This window comes from Streptomyces davaonensis JCM 4913 (assembly GCF_000349325.1).
GTDB classification, from domain to species: Bacteria; Actinomycetota; Actinomycetes; order Streptomycetales; family Streptomycetaceae; genus Streptomyces; species Streptomyces davaonensis.
Map to the genome: position 1 here is coordinate 5,201,481 of NC_020504.1, position 16,537 is coordinate 5,218,017.

The following is a 16,537-nucleotide window of genomic DNA, read 5'->3' on the forward strand; positions in this document are numbered from 1 at the left end:
CCCTCCCACTTTCCCTCTGATGGGCGGTTTGATGCCAGCGCGAGGGGCACGTCGGCCCGGTTACTGTTAGGGACATGCGTCTCCACGTCGTCGACCACCCGCTGGTCGCCCACAAGCTCACCACGCTGCGCGACCAGCGCACCGACTCCGCGACGTTCCGGCGTCTCGCCGATGAGCTGGTCACCCTGCTCGCCTACGAGGCCACGCGGGACGTCCGTACCGAACAGGTGGACATCCAGACGCCGGTCGAGCGGACCACGGGCGTCAAGCTCTCCTACCCCCGCCCGCTGGTCGTGCCGATCCTGCGCGCCGGGCTCGGCATGCTGGAGGGCATGGTCCGGCTGCTGCCCACCGCGGAAGTCGGCTTCATGGGCATGATCCGCAACGAGGAGACGCTTCAGGCGTCCACGTACGCCACGCGGATGCCGGAGGATCTCTCCGGGCGCCAGGTGTACGTCCTCGACCCGATGCTGGCCACGGGTGGCACGCTCGTCGCGGCCATTCAGGAGCTGATCAAGCGCGGTGCGGACGATGTGACCGCGGTTGTGCTGCTGGCCGCGCCGGAGGGCGTGGAGGTCATGGAGCGGGAGCTGGCGGGGACGCCGGTGACCGTGGTCACGGCGTCCGTTGACGAGCGGCTCAATGAGCACGGGTACATCGTGCCGGGGCTGGGTGACGCGGGGGACCGGATGTACGGGGCTGCTGAGTAGCCGACCTCAGCAACTCTTCTTCGACTCGGCGGGCGTCGACTTCGGCTTGGCCAGTGCGGCCAGGGCCTTGGTGGCGTCCGCCTTTGTCGTGAGGTTCTTGAACGCCGTGCCGATGATCAGGTCCACCTCGGTGCCCTTGCGCTTGGCGTCCGTGCGGCGTTCGGCGCCGGTCAGCTGTGTGCCCAGGACCGGGAGTGACGTGTCCAGGGCCGAGGACGGGCCGAGCAGTATGCCGGTGCCCTTGACCTTCTTGTCGTACTCCTTGGTCGCGTTGCCCACGTCGCCGATCTTGAAGCCGCGCTTCTTCAGTTCGTCGGCGGTCTTCTTGGCGAGGCCGCTGACGGGCGTGGCGTTGAGTACGTTGACGGTGATCTGGCCCGGCTTGAGCAGGGCGGCGGCGCTCGCCGTGGCCGTGGGGGTCGCCCGGGTGCCGCAGTCCGCCTTGGGACCGGCCGCCGAGGCTTCCTCACCGCCGCCGGTGAAGACGTCGATGAGCTGGAACGTGCCCCAGCCGATCACGCCGAGCGCGGTGACGGAGGCGACGGTCAGGAGCACGAGCCTGCCGCGCCGCCGGGGACGGCGCATCCGGGGGTACTTGTTCCCCCTGATCCGGTACTGGCCGCCCATGCCAGGGGGAGTCAGCATGCTCATGGGCGCAGCGTAGTGCGCCGCGGCGGCGATTCCTACTAGATGATCATTCGACGCCGGTCAGGAGAACCCGAAAGGGCCAACCTTCACCGGACGGACACCTGACGTGCCGCTCCGGAGGGGGCCCTGGTCCGGCGCTAGTCCAGCTCGAGCACGCGCGCGTGCAGCACCTGGCGCTGCTGGAGCGCGGCGCGCACGGCCCGGTGCAGGCCGTCCTCCAGGTACAGGTCGCCCTGCCACTTCACTACGTGGGCGAACAGGTCGCCGTAGAAGGTGGAGTCCTCGGCGAGGAGGGTTTCCAGGTCGAGCTGGCCCTTGGTCGTCACGAGCTGATCGAGGCGGACCGGGCGCGGCGCGACGTCCGCCCACTGCCGGGTGCTCTCCCGGCCGTGGTCGGGGTACGGCCGGCCGTTTCCGATGCGCTTGAAGATCACACGGAAAGCCTACCGGTCCAGACGTTCCGGGCGCAGCCATGGCGACGGAGTGCGACGCTGGAAAAGCTTGTGCAATCCAGGGCGAATCGGAACAGGTGCCTGAGATGAGTGACAGGGAAACCATGCCGCCGGCCGCCGCTCCCGAGAAGCCGGGGAGCGCCCCCGCCCTTCCGAAGGAGGCGCTGGAGATCGCCTCCGGGTACGCCTTCGCCGGTCCCGCCCTGGACCTCGGCGCCCTGCTGTGGGACGGACAGTGCCTGGCCGACGCGCAGATCCGGGTGCCGCTGCCGATGCTCAACCGGCACGGTCTGGTCGCCGGGGCGACCGGCACCGGCAAGACCAAGACGCTCCAGCTGATCGCCGAGCAGCTCTCGGCGCAGGGCGTGCCGGTGTTCCTCGCCGACATCAAGGGCGATCTGTCGGGGATCTCGGCGCCGGGAAAGGCGGGTGAGCGGGTCAGCGCCCGTGCGGCCGAGGTCCACCAGACCTGGACGGCGACCGGCTTCCCCGCGGAGTTCTACGCCCTCGGCGGCCTCGGCCACGGCATCCCGGTCCGCGCCACGATCACCAGCTTCGGGCCCGTCCTGCTCGCCAAGGTGCTCCGGCTGAACCAGACCCAGGAGCAGTCCCTCGGCCTGATCTTCCACTACGCCGACACCAAGGGCCTGGAGCTGGTCGACCTCAAGGACCTGCGGGCGGTGGTCGCCTTCCTCACCTCCGACGAGGGCAGGACGGAGCTGAAGAACATCGGCGGGCTGTCCACGGCGACGGCGGGTGTGATCCTCCGCTCGCTGACCGCCTTCGAGGCGCAGGGCATGGGCGACTTCTTCGGGGAGCCGGAGTTCGACACGGCCGAGTTCCTGCGGATGGCGCAGGACGGGCGGCGGGGTGTCGTGTCGGTGCTGGAACTGGCCGCGGTGCAGGACAAGCCGCAGCTGTTCTCCACGTTCCTGATGTGGCTGCTCGCCGATCTCTTCCACGACTTGCCCGAGGTCGGCGACGCCGACAGGCCCAAGCTCGTGTTCTTCTTCGACGAGGCGCATCTGCTCTTCAACGACGCCTCCAAGGCGTTCCTGGACTCCATCACGCAGACCGTGCGCCTGATTCGCTCGAAAGGGGTCGGCGTCTTCTTCGTCACGCAGACCCCGAAGGACGTACCCGGCGATGTCCTCGCCCAGCTCGGCAACCGGATCCAGCACGCGCTGCGGGCCTTCACCCCGGACGACCAGAAGGCGCTCAAGGCCACGGTGAAGACCTTCCCGAACTCGCCCTACGACCTCGAAGAGCTGCTCACCGGGCTCGGCACCGGCGAGGCCGTGGTCACCGTGCTCAGCGAGAAGGGCGCCCCGACCCCGGTCGCCGCGACCCGGCTGCGGGCACCCGAGTCCCTGATGGCGCCCATCGAGGCGGAGGCACTCCAGCAGGCGGTGACGGAGTCGGAGCTCTACGGGCGGTACGCACAGGCGGTCGACCGTGAGTCGGCGTACGAGAAGCTCCAGCGGGCGCCCGTGGGCAAGGGCCCGGACGAGGTGAGGGCGGCGCCGGAGAGGGAGCCGGTTGAGCAGGAGGACCGGTCGATGGTGGAACAGGTCGTCGGCAGCGGGATGTTCAAGTCGCTGGCGCGGTCCATCGGCACCCAGATCGGCCGGGAGATCACCCGCTCGGTCTTCGGAACGGCCCGGCGGAGGCGGTAGGCCCGCCTCCGCCGGCGGTTCAGCGGTTGTTGTTCTTCGGGGGCTGTTCGCCCTGCTTCACCTGTGGCTTCGGTGCACTGCGCGCGGCCTCGGCGCGCCCGGCGGAGCCACGGGGTTCATCGCGGCACGCCCGAGATTCGCCCGCTCGGCGTATCGGTGGGGCTCACAGGGTGCGTGGGAGGTGTTGGGTGCGGTGGCGGATGCGCAGGCCGGTGATGATCTCGATGACCCCTACCGCGATCAGCCAGCAGCCCCCGACCAGGGTGAGCGCGGCGACCGACTCGACCGGCGACACGATCAGCACGATCCCCGCGACGAAGGTGACGATGCCGAGGAACTCCTGCCAGCCGCGGGCGGGCATCGCCGGGTCCGAGGCGGCGGCCAAGGTCTGGGTGATACCCCGGATCACCCAGCCGACCCCGATCCACAGAGCGAGCAGCAGAACCGACCGCATGGGCGTACGGAAACAGAACAGCCCGAGCAGCACGGCCAGGGCACCGCTGATGAACGCCAGGACACGCAGCGAGGTGGTCTGATGCGTACCGAACGCGGCGACCAGTTGCAGCACGCCGCTCACCAGCAGATAGACGCCGAACAACACCCCGGCGGCGAGCAGCGAGGCACCGGGCCACACCAGGACGAGCACCCCGAGCACGAGCGAGGCGACACCCGTCCCGAGTACGGCCTGCCAGGCCGCGCGGGACAGTAGCCGGAGAGGCCCTTCGAAGGGCGGCTCGGGCTCATGACCGCCCCGCGGGCCGTGCGGCTGCGCGTGAACCCTTCGGTCGTCGAACTCCGGTCCCCAGGGGGAGCCGGACGGTGCCTCGCTCATGTTTCATGGTTGGGCCAGGCTGAGGACGGCTGCCATTCGGGGCGAGCCACTCGACTGACGCCGGGGTGTCGTACTCAGCCCGCACTTCGACGAGCTACTTGCCGGACGCCTTCGCCGCCTTCGCCGCAGCCTTCATCTCCTGCTTGTGCGCCCGCACCTTCGCCAGAGACTCCGGCCCCGTGATGTCCGCGACCGAGCGGAAGGACTTGGCCTCGCCGTACGCCCCCGCCGCCTCCCGCCATCCCTTCGGCGCCACACCAAGCTGCTTGCCCAGCAGGGCCAGGAAGATCTGGGCCTTCTGCTTGCCGAAGCCGGGCAGTGCCTCCAGGCGCCGGAGCAGTTCCTTGCCGTCGGACACGCCCTTCCAGACCAGCTCGGCGTTGCCGTCGTAGTGCTCGACCAGGTACTGGCACAGCTGCTGGATCCGCTTGGCCATGGACCCCGGATAGCGGTGCACGGCCGGCTTCTCCGACAGCACCGCCGCGAAGGCCTCCGGGTCCTGCGCGGCGATCTCGTGCGCGTCCAGGTCGTCCGCGCCGAGCCGGTCCGCGATCGTGCGGGGCCCCTTGAACGCCCACTCCATCGGAACCTGCTGGTCCAGCAGCATCCCGACCAGCGCGGCGAGCGCACTGCGCCCGAGCAGTTCGTCGGCCTCGGGGTCCTGGGCGAGGTGAAGGGTGACGTCCATGGGTCGATGATCCCGCGTACCGGCTCAGGTCGCGCGCCAGTACCCCAGCGCGTGCATCCGGTCCTTGGCGACCGCCAGCTCCTTGCGGACGTACGCCGACAGCGTCCGCGTCGTCAGCGTGTCGCAGGCGATCCAGACGTACGGGTTCTCGGTGCCCTTCAGAAGGTCGGGCAGGTCCGCCCGTACGGCGTCGACGAGGCCGTGGCGCGGGACCGTGCGGACGTCGGCCGAACTTCCGCGGAACGGCAGCCCGTCCAGCTCCCCCTCGAACCACACCGTCGCCGGGGCCGAACCCAGCTCCTCCAGAAGGGAGTTGAGCGCGGGCAGCGACGCCGGGTCGGCCATCGCGAAGACGTGCGAGGGCTCGGGCCGGGGCCGCTGGAAGCCCGTGCCCTGGACCGTCGCCTCGATGGTGTTCCCGGCCTTCGCCGCCCGCGCCCAGTCACTGGCCACACCTTCGTGCAGCGCGAATTCGAGGCTGAAGGTGCCGGCCTTCGGGTCGGGGTCGACCAGCGTGTACGCCCGCTGGTGCGGCTTGCCCGAGTTGTCGAACCACAGCCGGACCCACATCGTCGGGTGGACGCCGGTCGCCGCGAGCATGCCGCCGTCGGTGAGATGGAGCCGCCGGTACTCGGAGGAGACGTCCTCGGCGCCGGTGACCGTGAACTCGAAGTCCTTGGCGCCCATCAGTTTCAGGACCGTGCCCTGCCAACCGTGCCCCTGCCCCATTGCCACGTCACCCTTCGCGTACTATTCCGCCACGAATTACTTAGGCAAGGCTAACCTAAAGCACAGTGCTAGGACAGGAGGGTGACAGGTGACCGCAGAGATCTACCGCGACGCCTGGGGCATCCCGCATCTGCGCGCGGACGGCGTGCGCGAACTCGCCCGCGCCCAGGGCCGTGTCACCGCCCTCGACCGGGCCTGGCAGCTGGAGGTGGAGCGGCACCGCGCCCAGGGCACCTCGGCCGCCCTGCTCGGCCCGGACGCCCTGCCCTGGGACCGCTTCGTCCGCCGGGCCAGGCTCGACGACACCGCCCGCCGCTGCTGGGCGGAGCTGGAGCGCCGGGACCCGGAGACCGCCGACTGGGTGCGAGCCTATGTCGAGGGGGTCAACGAGGGCCTCACCGGGGCGGATCTGCCGCTCGGCACCCCCGGCCGCTGGGAGCCCTGGACCCCGCTCGGCATCTGGCTCGGCATCCACATCCTCTTCGCCGGCTTCCCCGCCAAGCTCTGGCGCGAGCAGGCGGTCCGGCACCTCGGTGAGGAGGCCGTCGGCCTGTTCGCCATCGACGGCCCCGGCACCTCCGGCAGCAACGGCTGGCTGGTCGGCGGCGAGCGCACGCACACCGGGCAGCCGATCATCGCGGGCGACCCGCACCGGTTCATCGAGGACGCGGGCGTCTACCAGCAGATCCACCTGTCCTGCCCCGAGTTCGACGTCATCGGCCTCGCCGTCCCCGGCGTCCCCGGCATCGGCCACTTCGGGCACACCGGCACGGTCGCCTGGGCCATCACCAACGCCATGGCCGACTACCAGGACCTGTACCGGGAGCGACTGCGCCGGACCGGTGCGGGCGTGGAGGCGCTCGGCCCGGACGGCGGCTGGCACCGGGCCGCCCGGCACACCGAGACCATCGAGGTGGCCGGGGAGGAGCCGGTCGAGGTCGAGGTCATCGAGACCGACCGCGGCCCGGTGGTGATCGGCGGCCCCGAGGGCCTGGACGACGGCTCCGAGGGCCTGGATGCCGACAGCCCCGACGCCGACTGCGCCGTCAGCCTCCGCTACCCGCCCCGCGTCACCGGCGACCTCGGCTTCAGCGCCCTCCTGCCGCTGCTGCGCGCCCGCCGGACCGCCGACGTGGACCGTGCCTTCGACCACTGGACCGAGCCGGTCAACGTCGTCCAGGCCGCCGACACCGAGGGCGGCCTGCTGCACCGCGTCGCCGGAAAGGTGCCGCAGCGCGCCGAGGCCAACCGCACCCGGCTGGTCAACGCCTGGGAGCCCGGCCACGATTGGCGGGGCTGGCACGAGACGCCGTACGGCGGCTTCACCGACGGAGTCGCGGTGATGGCCAACCAGCGCGGCCCGGCCGCACCCCTCGGCGTCGAGTTCGCCCCACCGCACCGCGCCGACCGCATCACCGCCCTGCTGGGGGAGGAGAAGCACTGGTCGCCCGGCGACATGGCGACCATCCACACGGACACCCTGCTGGCCTCGGCGGTGCCCCTGCTGGAGCACATCGCCGCCCTCGACGCCCTCTCCCCCGAGGCGGCCGGCCTCCGCGAGGAACTCCTCGCCTGGGACCGCCACATGGACGCCGACAGCCGCGCCGCCGCCCTCTACGCGGCGGTGCGCAGCGCGGTCGTACGCCGTCTCGCCGCGCACCCCGCGTTCGCCGCACTGACCACCGCGCCCGCCTACCCCGAGGTGCTGCTCCCCTGGATGGCCCTCGTCCCGCGCATCGGATTCGCCCTCGAACACCTGCTGCGCGCCGAGGAGTTGTACGGCGTCGACCGCCCCGAGGCGGTGCGCGCCGCCCTGGAGGAGGTGGCCGCACAACCGCCCGAGGGCACCTGGGGCGACACCCACCGGCTCGCACCCTGGCGGGCGATCCCGGCCGAGTACGACGAACCCCGGCTCTCCGGCGACCACGACTGCGTGCTGTGCACCTCCGCCGTCCCCGGCATCACCGACCTCGCCGCCCGCGGCCCCGCCGCCCGCTACGTCTGGGACCTGGCCGACCGCGAACACAGCCTGTGGGCAGTGCCGTTCGGAGCCTCCGGGGTGCCCGGCACCCCCCACCACCGCGACCAACTCCCCCTCTGGACCCGGGGAGACCTCATCCCCGTCGTCACCGACTTCGACCGACTGGAGAAGGAAACCGATGTCTGAGCCCCGCGAGCCGGAGTACGAGCAGCCGGTCGACGGCTTCGGCACCGTGCGCGTCCTGCGCCTCGACCCGCAGGCCGACGCCGACGTCGTGCACGCCTGGGTGAGCGAGGAACGCGCCTCCTTCTGGGGCATGAACGGCCTCACCCGCGACCAGGTCGCCGAGATCTACGCCCACTTGGACACCCTCGACACCCACCACGCCTACCTCGTGCAGCGCGACGGAGTCCCGGTCGCGCTGCTCCAGACCTACGAGCCCGAGGCCGACCGGGTCAGCGAGTGCTATGAGGTCGAGCCCGGTGACATCGGCGTCCATCTGCTGCTCGCGCCCGCGGGACCGGAGGGCGGCCACCCCGGCTGGACCTCCGCGCTGCTCACCGCGATCGCCTCCTACGTCCTCGTCGGCCTCGACCGGCAGCGGGTCGTCGTCGACCCCGACGTGGCCAACGAGAAGGCCGTCGCCCGCTTCCTGCGGCAGGGCTTCGAGGAGGGCCCGCTCGTCACCCTCCCCGAGATAGACATCCCCGACGTTCACCTCCCCGAGAAGAAGGCCCAACTCGCCTTCCTGCGCCGCGAGGTAGCCTTCCCCGGGTGACCCCGGAGGAGTTAGTCACCCACTACGACCTGGAGCCGATACCGCGCGAGGGCGGCCTGTTCCGCCGTACCTGGGAAGGGCCCGCGCAACCGGACGGCCGACCCTCGGGCACCGCCATAGTCGCCCTGCTCACCGCGGAGCCGGGCGACTTCTCCGCGCTGCACCGGCTGACCGGCGACGAGGTCTGGCACTTCTACCTCGGCGACCCCCTGGAGATGCTGCTCCTCGCCCCCGACGGCGGCTCCCGGACGCTCGCCCTGGGCCCGGACATACTGCACGGCCAGCAACCGCAGTTGACCGTTCCCGCGGGCACGTGGATGGGCGCGCGGGTGGTGACGGGCGGCGCGTGGACCTTCTTCGGCTGCACGATGACGCCCGGCTTCACCTACGAGGACTACGAGCACGGCGACGCGGAGCGCCTCATCGCCCGCTATCCGCACGAGGCGGAACGGATCGTGGGACTGTGCCGCCCATGAAGCTTCTCGAGGGGCAGATCGCCCTGGTCACGGGAGCCGGCGGCGGCATCGGCCGGGGCATCGCCCTGCGCCTCGCCGAGCAGGGCGCAGCGGTGGCCCTGCACTGCCGTACGTCGGTGCAGTCGGCACATGAACTGGCCGCGGAAATAGGGGAGTCCGTGGTCCTGCAAGGCGACCTGACCGTCGAGGAGGAGTGCCACCGGGTCGTGCGGGAGGCCGCCGAGTGGGGCGGCGGACGGCTGACGGCGCTGGTCAACAACGCGGGTGTGCAGCCGGTCCAGGAGCTGCCCGGGATGACGGCGGCCGAGTGGCGGGCGGTGCTGGACGCCAACCTGACCAGCGTGTTCGCCTGTACACAGGCGGCGGCGGAGGTCATGCGGGGCCAGGGCGGAGGCGGCTCGGTCACCCACATCGCCTCGATCGAGGCCCGGATGCCGGCCCAGGGCCACGCGCACTACGCCGCCGCGAAGGCCGCGGTGGCGATGCACGCCCGCTCGGCGGCCCTGGAGTACGGCCGCGACGGCATCCGCGTCAACACGGTCTCGCCCGGCCTGATCGAACGGGACGGACTGGCGGAGGCCTGGCCGGAGGGCGTACGGCGCTGGCGGCGGGCGACAGCCGTGGGACGGCTCGGGCGCCCGGAGGACGTGGGGGACGCGTGCGTGTTCCTGGCGTCGCCGCTGGCCTCCTGGATCACCGGCCACGATCTGGTCGTGGACGGAGGGGTGTCGGCCCGCCCGACCTGGTGAGCGGAGCGACCGTGGTGTACGTACGTATCCACGTGGCTGAGACCGGGGAAGACGGTGAGACGACGTGGGCCGAAGGCGCGGAGTTCAAGGGCTGGTGCTGCTGGGCGCCGTGCTGGTCCTGCTCGTCCTCGGCGGCGCGGGAACGGCGTCGGCACACGCAGCTCTCCGGGCCACCGACCCCGACGACGGATCCGTCCTCCGCACGGCCCCCCGTCAGCTCACCCTGACCTTCACCGAGTCCGTGGGCCTGCTCGACGACTCCGTACGCGTCCTGGGCCCCGACGGGAGGCGGCTGCGGCTGGGGGAGGCGGAGCACGAGAAGGGGGACAACACGGCGAGGGTGACCCTGCCGCGTGGCCTGGACGAGGGCACCTACACGGTGGCCTGGCGAGTGGTCTCGGCGGACAGCCACCCGGTGTCGGGCGCGTTCACCTTCTCCGTGGGCAAGCCGTCGCCGACCCTGGCGGCCATGGACACGGGCCCGACGGAGGACCCGACGACCGCGGCCCTGCACAAGATCGCCCGCTATCTGGCGTATCTGGCGGCGGCGTTGCTGATCGGCACGGGGACGTTCATAGTCGTGTGCGGTCCGCCGGATCCGTCGATACTTCGGCGGCCTTTGGCCATCGGCTGGTGGACTCTGGTGGGCACGACGCTGGCGTTGCTGTTGCTGCGGGGCCCGTATGAGACGGGGGAGGGTCCGGGGGCGGCATTCGACACGGAGGCGCTGACGCGGACGTTGACGGGCCGCCCGGGGATGGCGCTGTTGGCGAGGCTGGGGTTGCTACTGCTGGCGGCAGCACTGCTGATTTGGCGGCTGAGCAACGTACCTCAGGGGCGCGGGGAACTGCGCGACCAGCCACGACGCAGCCGCACCCAACAGGCGACCCTCCTAGGCACAGCCATAGCCCTCGCCTTCACATGGGCCGCCTCGGATCACGCGTCAGCCGGAATCCAGGTGCCGTTGGCAATGGCATCCTCTGCGTCACACCTCTTGGCGACAGCCGTGTGGCTGGGCGGCCTGACAGCCCTCCTGCTCACCCTCCGCCGCGCAACCCCCACCCCAGAAACAGTCACCCGCTTCTCCCGCCTGGCCTTCGCCTCGGTAACCGTCCTGGTGGTCACCGGCGTCTACCAGTCCTGGCGCGGCCTGGGCTCCTGGAACGCGCTGACGGAGACGACGTACGGCCGCCTCCTGACCCTCAAGCTGGTGGCCGTCGTCCTCCTCCTCGGCGCCGCGGCGGTGTCCCGCAGCTGGACGGCACGGCTGGCGACGGTGGAGGCGGAGACGACCGTACGGGTTCTGGAGCCCGCAGGCGGCCCACCCCTGCCGGAGGACCCCCCACCCCCGCCGTCCGACGCACAGCACAGGGCCCTGCGCCGCTCCGTGCTGGCCGAGGTCGCCGTCGGTGTGGTCGTGCTGGTGATCACCACGGTGCTCACCGCGACTCTGCCCGGCCGGGCCGCCGCGGAGGCCGCCACCGGGGCCGAGTCCGTGCGGCCGGTCGGCGGCACCGTCGCGGTCACGGTCCCCTTCGACGTAGGCACCCCCGGCGGCACCGGCAAGGTCGAGCTCACCCTGGACCCCGGCCGGGTCGGCGACAACTCGCTCCAGGCCGTGGTGTTCGGCCCGGACGGCGGTCTGTCCACCGTGCCCGAACTGCGGGTCTCCTTCACGCTCCCCGCCCAGGACGTGGGCCCGCTCGACGCGGGCCTCACCGACCAGGGCGGCTACTGGGCGAACAGCTTCGTCAATCTGCCCCTCGCGGGCACCTGGACCATGAAGGTCACCGTGCGGGTGTCGGAGATCGACCAGGTGAGTGTGGAGCGGCGGATCGAAGTCAGCTGAGACATCGGTGAACCGGGCTCAGTGATAGGCGTGGACGACGGCGTGGCCCTTGCCGCGGCCGATCATCCACTTGTTGACCGGCGTGGTGATCACGAAGGCGACCGCGAACCCGCCGAGCAGGGCTGCCCAGAACAGTCCGTCGTCGAGGTGGGCGTCCATGGCCCCGGGCGTGAGGGCGATGATCGCGTTGTCCACGAGTTCCATCACGGCGATGGAGACGGTGTCGGCGGCGAGGGCGACCTTGATGGCGGACTTGAGGTCGAGACCGGCCCGCCGGACGGCGAACAGCGTGAACGAGTACCCGAACAGGAACGCCAGGGTGATCGCCACCACCATGGTCTGGACGTTCCCCCACCCGAGCGCGGTCCCGATCACCATGCCGAGGATCTCACCGATGGCGCACCCGGTGAGGCAGTGCAGCGTGGCCTTGACGGCCATGGACCAGGAGGCGCCCGGGGCATGACCGGCATGGTGAGCGTGGTGCGAGTGGCCAGTGTGGTCAGCGTGCTGGTCGCCGTGCTGAGCAGTGTGATGCGCGCTGTGATCCATGACTACGTCCTCATTCCCCTGTTAACGCGACCCGAGTCACTGTGTCCCCGGGCCCACTGCCGTGAACCATATACCCCCAGGGGGTATTCCTGGAAGAGGCGTCCGCGAGTGACGGGAGCTGAGGAAACGTCGAAGGGCCCCACTGCGAACAGTGGGGCCCTTCGACATCGTGCCCGGTGAGGCACTGGCGGAGGATACGAGATTCGAACTCGTGAGGGGTTGCCCCCAACACGCTTTCCAAGCGTGCGCCCTAGGCCTCTAGGCGAATCCTCCGCCGCAAACAATACAAGACGTTGAGGAGTGCTCGCGAACTCGTTCCCACCCGCTGCCATCGGGTACTGTTTGGGCAGCCCCTCACGCGGCGCTATCTGACTGAACTCCCCCAGGGCCGGAAGGCAGCAAGGGTAGGTTGGCTCTGGCGGGTGCGTGGGGGGCGCTTGCGTACCCGGGCGGGGCCCGCGCGGGGGACCTGGTTGTCAGTGGGCGCCTATAACCTCGTAGGCGTGTCGTCTCTCGCGCTGTACCGCCGCTATCGCCCGGAGTCGTTCGCCGAGGTCATCGGGCAGGAGCATGTCACCGACCCGTTGCAGCAGGCGCTGCGGAACAACCGGGTCAATCACGCGTACCTGTTCAGCGGGCCGCGTGGCTGTGGCAAGACGACCAGCGCGCGCATCCTCGCCCGCTGCCTGAACTGTGAGCAAGGTCCCACGCCCACCCCGTGCGGCGAGTGCCAGTCGTGCCAGGACCTGGCCAGGAACGGCCCCGGGTCCATCGACGTCATCGAGATCGACGCCGCGTCGCACGGTGGTGTCGACGATGCCCGTGAGCTGCGGGAGAAGGCATTCTTCGGCCCGGCGAGCAGTCGCTACAAGATCTACATCATCGACGAGGCCCACATGGTCACGTCGGCCGGCTTCAACGCCCTGCTCAAGGTCGTCGAGGAGCCCCCGGAGCATCTGAAGTTCATCTTCGCCACCACTGAGCCCGAGAAGGTCATCGGGACCATCCGGTCGCGGACCCATCACTACCCCTTCCGGCTCGTCCCGCCCGGCACCCTCCGGGACTACCTCGCCGACGTCTGCGGACGCGAGAAGATCCCCGTCGAGGACGGTGTGCTCCCGCTCGTCGTCCGCGCGGGCGCCGGTTCCGTGCGTGACTCCATGTCCGTCATGGACCAGCTGCTCGCCGGTGCGCGCGAGGACGGTGTGACGTATGCCATGGCCACCTCGCTCCTCGGCTACACCGACGGCTCCCTCCTCGACTCCGTCGTCGAGTCCTTCGCCACCGGTGACGGCGCCGCCGCCTTCGAGGTCGTCGACCGGATCATCGAGGGCGGCAACGACCCTCGTCGGTTCGTCGCCGATCTGCTGGAGCGGCTGCGCGACCTCGTGATCCTCGCCGCCGTCCCGGACGCCGTCGAGAAGGGGCTGCTCGACGCCCCGGCCGATGTCCTGGAGCGCATGCAGGCGCAGGCCGGCACCTTCGGCGCCGCCGAGCTCAGCCGCGCCGCCGACCTCGTCAACGAAGGCCTGACCGAGATGCGGGGCGCCACCTCCCCCCGACTCCAGCTCGAACTGATCTGCGCGCGCGTGCTGCTCCCCGCCGCCTACGGGGATCAGCGTTCCGTCATGGCCCGCCTGGACCGACTGGAGCGGGGCGTCAACTTCTCGGGGGGCGGGGGTGCGCCCGCGATGGGCTACGTCCCTGGCCCCGAAGCGGCACATGGAACGGCACACCAGGCTCCGGCCGCCGTCCCGTCCGGCGGCGGTCCGGCGGCGGCTCGCGCGGCGGTACGGGGGGCGGGTCCCGCCACTCCGGCTCCGCAGCCCCAGCCGCAGCAGCCGTACGCACCGGCGCCCCAGCCCCCGGCCCCGGTCGCCGAGCAGCCCCCGGCTCCCCAGGCACCTCAGCCTCAGGCAGCGACCCCCGAGCCCACCCCACCCCCCACCGCCCCCGGCGCCTGGCCCACCGCCACCAGTGCCGGCAGTGGTCGCCGCCCGGCGGCTGGCCCACCGCAACCCCCGCAGGCGCTGGAACCCAGCCCGCGCCCACACCCACCCCGAGCGCCCCGGCACCCGCGCCCACTCCTGCGCCCCAGACCGCACCCCGCCCGCCGCGGCACCCCCGTCCGCCGCCCCCGCCGGCGGCCTCGACCCCCGCCAGCTCTGGCCGAACATCCTGGAGGCCGTCAAGAACCGCCGCCGCTTCACCTGGATCCTGCTCAGCCAGAACGCCCAGGTGACCGGCTTCGACGGCACGACCCTCCAGCTCGGCTTCGTCAACGCCGGCGCCCGCGACAACTTCGCGAGCAGCGGCAGCGAGGACGTCCTGCGCCAGGCGCTCGCCGAGCAGTTCAACGTGCAGTGGAAGGTCGAGGCGATCATCGACCCCTCGGGCGGCGGCGGCTCCGCACCTTCGCAGGGCGGCTACGGCGGTGGCGGTGGTTACGGCGGTGGTGGCGCTACGGCCGCCCCCGCGCGCCCGGCACCTTCCAGCCCGCGTCCCCCGCCCCCACTCCCGCGGCCCCGGCACCCGCCGCGCCCGCACAGGCGGCACCCCCCGCCCCGGCATCCGCGCCCCCCGCTCCGACCCCCGTGGCCCCCGAGGACGACATCCCCGAGGACGACGACCCGGACCTCAACGAATCGGCACTCTCCGGCCACGACCTGATCGTCCGCGAACTGGGCGCGACGGTGGTCGAGGAGTTCACGAACGAGTAGGGGCCCAAAAGGAGCAGGGGCCTGGGGAAGCCACGGACGCCCTTGTTTCGTACGAACCCACAACCCCCGCCCCCGCCCCCCTTCATCGACCCACACAATCCCCCCACCCCCGCTCCGGCTAGGCTGACCCCCGTGAAGGTCCTCGTCATCGGCAGCGGCGCCCGCGAACACGCCCTGTGCCGCTCCCTGTCCCTCGACCCCGACGTCACCGCGCTGTACTGCGCCCCCGGCAACGCCGGCATCGCCGAGGTCGCCGAGCTGCACCGGGTCGACGCCCTGGACGGCGCCGCCGTCGCCGCGCTGGCCACGGAACTCGGCGCCGAGCTGGTCGTCGTAGGGCCGGAGGCGCCCCTGGTCGCCGGTGTCGCCGACGCCGTGCGCGAGGCGGGCATCCCGGTCTTCGGCCCCTCCAAGGAGGCCGCGCAGATCGAGGGCTCCAAGGCCTTCGCCAAGGACGTGATGGCCGGGGCCGGCGTCCCGACCGCGCGGTCGTACGTCTGCACGACGCCCGAGGAGGTCGAGGAGGCCCTCGACGCCTTCGGCGCCCCCTACGTCGTCAAGGACGACGGACTCGCCGCCGGCAAGGGCGTCGTCGTGACCCCCGACCTGGAGGTCGCGCGGGCGCACGCCAACGCCTGTGAGCGGGTCGTCATCGAGGAGTTCCTCGACGGCCCCGAGGTCTCCCTCTTCGCCATCACCGACGGTGAGACGGTCCTCCCCCTCAAGCCCGCCCAGGACTTCAAGCGGGCCCTCGACGGGGACGAGGGGCCGAACACCGGCGGCATGGGCGCGTACTCCCCGCTGCCCTGGGCCGATCCGAAGCTGGTGGACGAGGTCATGGAGACGGTTCTCCAGCCAACCGTCGACGAGATGCGCCGCCGCGGCACGCCCTTCTCGGGGCTGCTGTACGCGGGGCTGGCCATCACCTCCCGCGGCGTGCGCGTGATCGAGTTCAACGCCCGGTTCGGTGACCCGGAGACCCAGGTCGTGCTGGCCCGTCTCAAGACGCCGCTCGCCGGGGTCCTGCTGGCCGCCGCCAAGGGCGACCTCGCCGACCTGGAGCCGCTGCGCTGGAGCTCCGACGCCGCGGTCACCGTGGTCGTCGCCTCGCACAACTACCCCGGCACCCCGCGCACCGGCGACCCGATCACCGGCCTCGACGAGGTCGCCGCGCAGGACGCCCCGCACGCGTACGTGCTGCACGCGGGCACGAAGACCGACGGCGACGCCGTGGTCAGCGCGGGCGGCCGGGTGCTGTCGGTCACCGCGACCGGCGCGGACCTGTCCGAGGCCCGTGAGCGCGCCTACCGCGCGGTCGGCCGCATCCGGCTCGACGGCTCCCAGCACCGTACGGACATCGCCGCGAAGGCGGCCGCCGAGTAGCCGGTCGTAGCCCCGAGCAGGCCCTCTGGATGAACCCGCCAGGCCCCGGATCCGTCTCAGGAACCGGGGCCTGATGCTTGCTGTGGGTCATACACCTTTCCCCAGAGCCATTCCATCGAGTGACCGATGCCCCATCCGGCTGACGTGGGCCGGGGCCCCAACTATGGTGCGGCGCAAGCATTCCGGCACTTGGCCCACCGGCATTGCGATGTCGGTGGGGGGTGCCACAGTGGGGGAGTGACCAACACCAGGACAGGTGGGACAGGCGGAGCCGGGACGGTCCGCGCGACGGGGAGGGGGTGAGGTCCGGTCGTGAC

General features: G+C 71.5%; 15 protein-coding genes, 1 tRNA gene and 1 other RNA gene. 10 read left to right on the top strand and 7 right to left on the bottom strand.

Features of this window, described 5'->3' with window-relative positions; genetic code table 11:
- Positions 1 to 74: 74 nt before the first annotated feature.
- Positions 75 to 710: a uracil phosphoribosyltransferase gene (upp, locus tag BN159_RS22980; protein WP_015659394.1), complete on the top strand. Its 636-nt coding sequence runs from the start codon at positions 75 to 77 to the stop codon at positions 708 to 710.
- A 6-nt stretch (positions 711 to 716) separates the two neighbouring features.
- On the opposite strand, the gene BN159_RS22985 is transcribed toward upp, so the two are convergent.
- Both BN159_RS22985 and BN159_RS22990 read right to left on the bottom strand, forming a co-directional pair.
- Positions 717 to 1,361 carry a LytR C-terminal domain-containing protein gene (locus tag BN159_RS22985; RefSeq protein ID WP_015659395.1) on the bottom strand — a complete coding sequence of 215 codons (645 nt, stop codon included), beginning with the start codon at positions 1,359 to 1,361 and terminating at the stop codon, positions 717 to 719.
- A gap of 134 nt (positions 1,362 to 1,495) precedes the next feature.
- Complete coding sequence (locus tag BN159_RS22990) at positions 1,496 to 1,792, bottom strand: type II toxin-antitoxin system VapB family antitoxin (protein WP_003999914.1); 297 nt, start codon at positions 1,790 to 1,792, stop codon at positions 1,496 to 1,498.
- Positions 1,793 to 1,896: 104 nt separating this feature from the next.
- Between BN159_RS22990 and BN159_RS22995 the strand changes: the two genes are divergently transcribed.
- Entirely contained in the window at positions 1,897 to 3,486 is a 1,590-nt protein-coding gene (locus BN159_RS22995; RefSeq protein WP_015659396.1) for a helicase HerA-like domain-containing protein, read from the top strand.
- A gap of 163 nt (positions 3,487 to 3,649) precedes the next feature.
- Here BN159_RS22995 and BN159_RS23000 read toward each other — a convergent pair whose 3' ends face one another.
- The 3 genes from BN159_RS23000 to BN159_RS23010 form a co-directional block, all read right to left on the bottom strand.
- Positions 3,650 to 4,318, bottom strand: a complete 669-nt coding sequence (locus BN159_RS23000; protein WP_015659397.1) for an HdeD family acid-resistance protein — start codon at positions 4,316 to 4,318, stop codon at positions 3,650 to 3,652.
- A gap of 94 nt (positions 4,319 to 4,412) precedes the next feature.
- The gene (locus BN159_RS23005) at positions 4,413 to 5,006 is read right to left on the bottom strand and encodes an HhH-GPD-type base excision DNA repair protein (protein ID WP_015659398.1); all 594 of its coding nucleotides are present in this window, start codon (positions 5,004 to 5,006) and stop codon (positions 4,413 to 4,415) included.
- 24 nt (positions 5,007 to 5,030) lie between these two features.
- The gene (locus BN159_RS23010; protein WP_015659399.1) at positions 5,031 to 5,735 is read right to left on the bottom strand and encodes a siderophore-interacting protein; all 705 of its coding nucleotides are present in this window, start codon (positions 5,733 to 5,735) and stop codon (positions 5,031 to 5,033) included.
- Positions 5,736 to 5,823: 88 nt separating this feature from the next.
- Here BN159_RS23010 and BN159_RS23015 point away from each other — a divergent pair, with 88 nt between their 5' ends.
- The 5 genes from BN159_RS23015 to BN159_RS23035 all read left to right on the top strand — a co-directional run bounded on the left by BN159_RS23015 (position 5,824) and on the right by BN159_RS23035 (position 11,568).
- Positions 5,824 to 7,902 carry a penicillin acylase family protein gene (locus BN159_RS23015; protein ID WP_015659400.1) on the top strand — a complete coding sequence of 693 codons (2,079 nt, stop codon included), beginning with the start codon at positions 5,824 to 5,826 and terminating at the stop codon, positions 7,900 to 7,902.
- A complete protein-coding gene (locus tag BN159_RS23020; RefSeq protein WP_015659401.1) occupies positions 7,895 to 8,494 on the top strand; it encodes a GNAT family N-acetyltransferase in 600 nt (199 codons plus the stop codon). The genes BN159_RS23015 and BN159_RS23020 overlap by 8 nt, the downstream gene beginning before the upstream one ends.
- Positions 8,491 to 8,970 (top strand): cupin domain-containing protein, encoded by a 480-nt coding sequence (locus BN159_RS23025; protein WP_015659402.1) that lies wholly within the window; start codon positions 8,491 to 8,493, stop codon positions 8,968 to 8,970. The genes BN159_RS23020 and BN159_RS23025 overlap by 4 nt, the downstream gene beginning before the upstream one ends.
- A complete protein-coding gene (locus BN159_RS23030; protein WP_015659403.1) occupies positions 8,967 to 9,719 on the top strand; it encodes an SDR family NAD(P)-dependent oxidoreductase in 753 nt (250 codons plus the stop codon). The genes BN159_RS23025 and BN159_RS23030 overlap by 4 nt, the downstream gene beginning before the upstream one ends.
- A 94-nt stretch (positions 9,720 to 9,813) precedes the next feature.
- Positions 9,814 to 11,568: a copper resistance CopC/CopD family protein gene (locus BN159_RS23035; RefSeq protein ID WP_015659404.1), complete on the top strand. Its 1,755-nt coding sequence runs from the start codon at positions 9,814 to 9,816 to the stop codon at positions 11,566 to 11,568.
- An 18-nt stretch (positions 11,569 to 11,586) separates the two neighbouring features.
- Here the strand turns inward: BN159_RS23035 and BN159_RS23040 are convergent, their stop codons facing one another.
- Together BN159_RS23040 and BN159_RS23045 are read right to left on the bottom strand one after the other, a co-directional pair.
- Entirely contained in the window at positions 11,587 to 12,117 is a 531-nt protein-coding gene (locus BN159_RS23040) for a DUF4396 domain-containing protein (RefSeq protein WP_041819685.1), read from the bottom strand.
- A gap of 185 nt (positions 12,118 to 12,302) precedes the next feature.
- Positions 12,303 to 12,390 (bottom strand) — tRNA-Ser (locus BN159_RS23045).
- A gap of 72 nt (positions 12,391 to 12,462) precedes the next feature.
- Between BN159_RS23045 and ffs the strand changes: the two genes are divergently transcribed.
- The 3 genes from ffs (at position 12,463) to purD (ending at position 16,220) form a co-directional block, all read left to right on the top strand.
- Positions 12,463 to 12,561: signal recognition particle sRNA small type (gene ffs / locus BN159_RS43235), an RNA gene on the top strand.
- 59 nt (positions 12,562 to 12,620) lie between these two features.
- Complete coding sequence (locus BN159_RS23050) at positions 12,621 to 14,837, top strand: DNA polymerase III subunit gamma and tau (RefSeq protein WP_231905643.1); 2,217 nt, start codon at positions 12,621 to 12,623, stop codon at positions 14,835 to 14,837.
- A 132-nt stretch (positions 14,838 to 14,969) separates the two neighbouring features.
- On the top strand, positions 14,970 to 16,220 hold the full coding sequence (gene purD / locus BN159_RS23055; protein WP_015659408.1) for a phosphoribosylamine--glycine ligase: 1,251 nt from the start codon (positions 14,970 to 14,972) through the stop codon (positions 16,218 to 16,220).
- The last annotated feature ends 317 nt before the right edge of the window (positions 16,221 to 16,537 follow it).

Coding starts and splice junctions, on each gene's coding strand:
- BN159_RS23020 (WP_015659401.1), top strand. CDS start 7,895: ATGTCTGAGCCCCGCGAGCCGGAGTACGAGCAGCCGGTCGACGGCTTC.
- BN159_RS23010 (WP_015659399.1), bottom strand. CDS start 5,735: ATGGGGCAGGGGCACGGTTGGCAGGGCACGGTCCTGAAACTGATGGGC.
- upp (WP_015659394.1), top strand. CDS start 75: ATGCGTCTCCACGTCGTCGACCACCCGCTGGTCGCCCACAAGCTCACC.
- BN159_RS23000 (WP_015659397.1), bottom strand. CDS start 4,318: ATGAGCGAGGCACCGTCCGGCTCCCCCTGGGGACCGGAGTTCGACGAC.
- BN159_RS23040 (WP_041819685.1), bottom strand. CDS start 12,117: ATGGATCACAGCGCGCATCACACTGCTCAGCACGGCGACCAGCACGCT.
- BN159_RS23005 (WP_015659398.1), bottom strand. CDS start 5,006: ATGGACGTCACCCTTCACCTCGCCCAGGACCCCGAGGCCGACGAACTG.
- BN159_RS22985 (WP_015659395.1), bottom strand. CDS start 1,361: ATGAGCATGCTGACTCCCCCTGGCATGGGCGGCCAGTACCGGATCAGG.
- BN159_RS22995 (WP_015659396.1), top strand. CDS start 1,897: ATGAGTGACAGGGAAACCATGCCGCCGGCCGCCGCTCCCGAGAAGCCG.
- BN159_RS23030 (WP_015659403.1), top strand. CDS start 8,967: ATGAAGCTTCTCGAGGGGCAGATCGCCCTGGTCACGGGAGCCGGCGGC.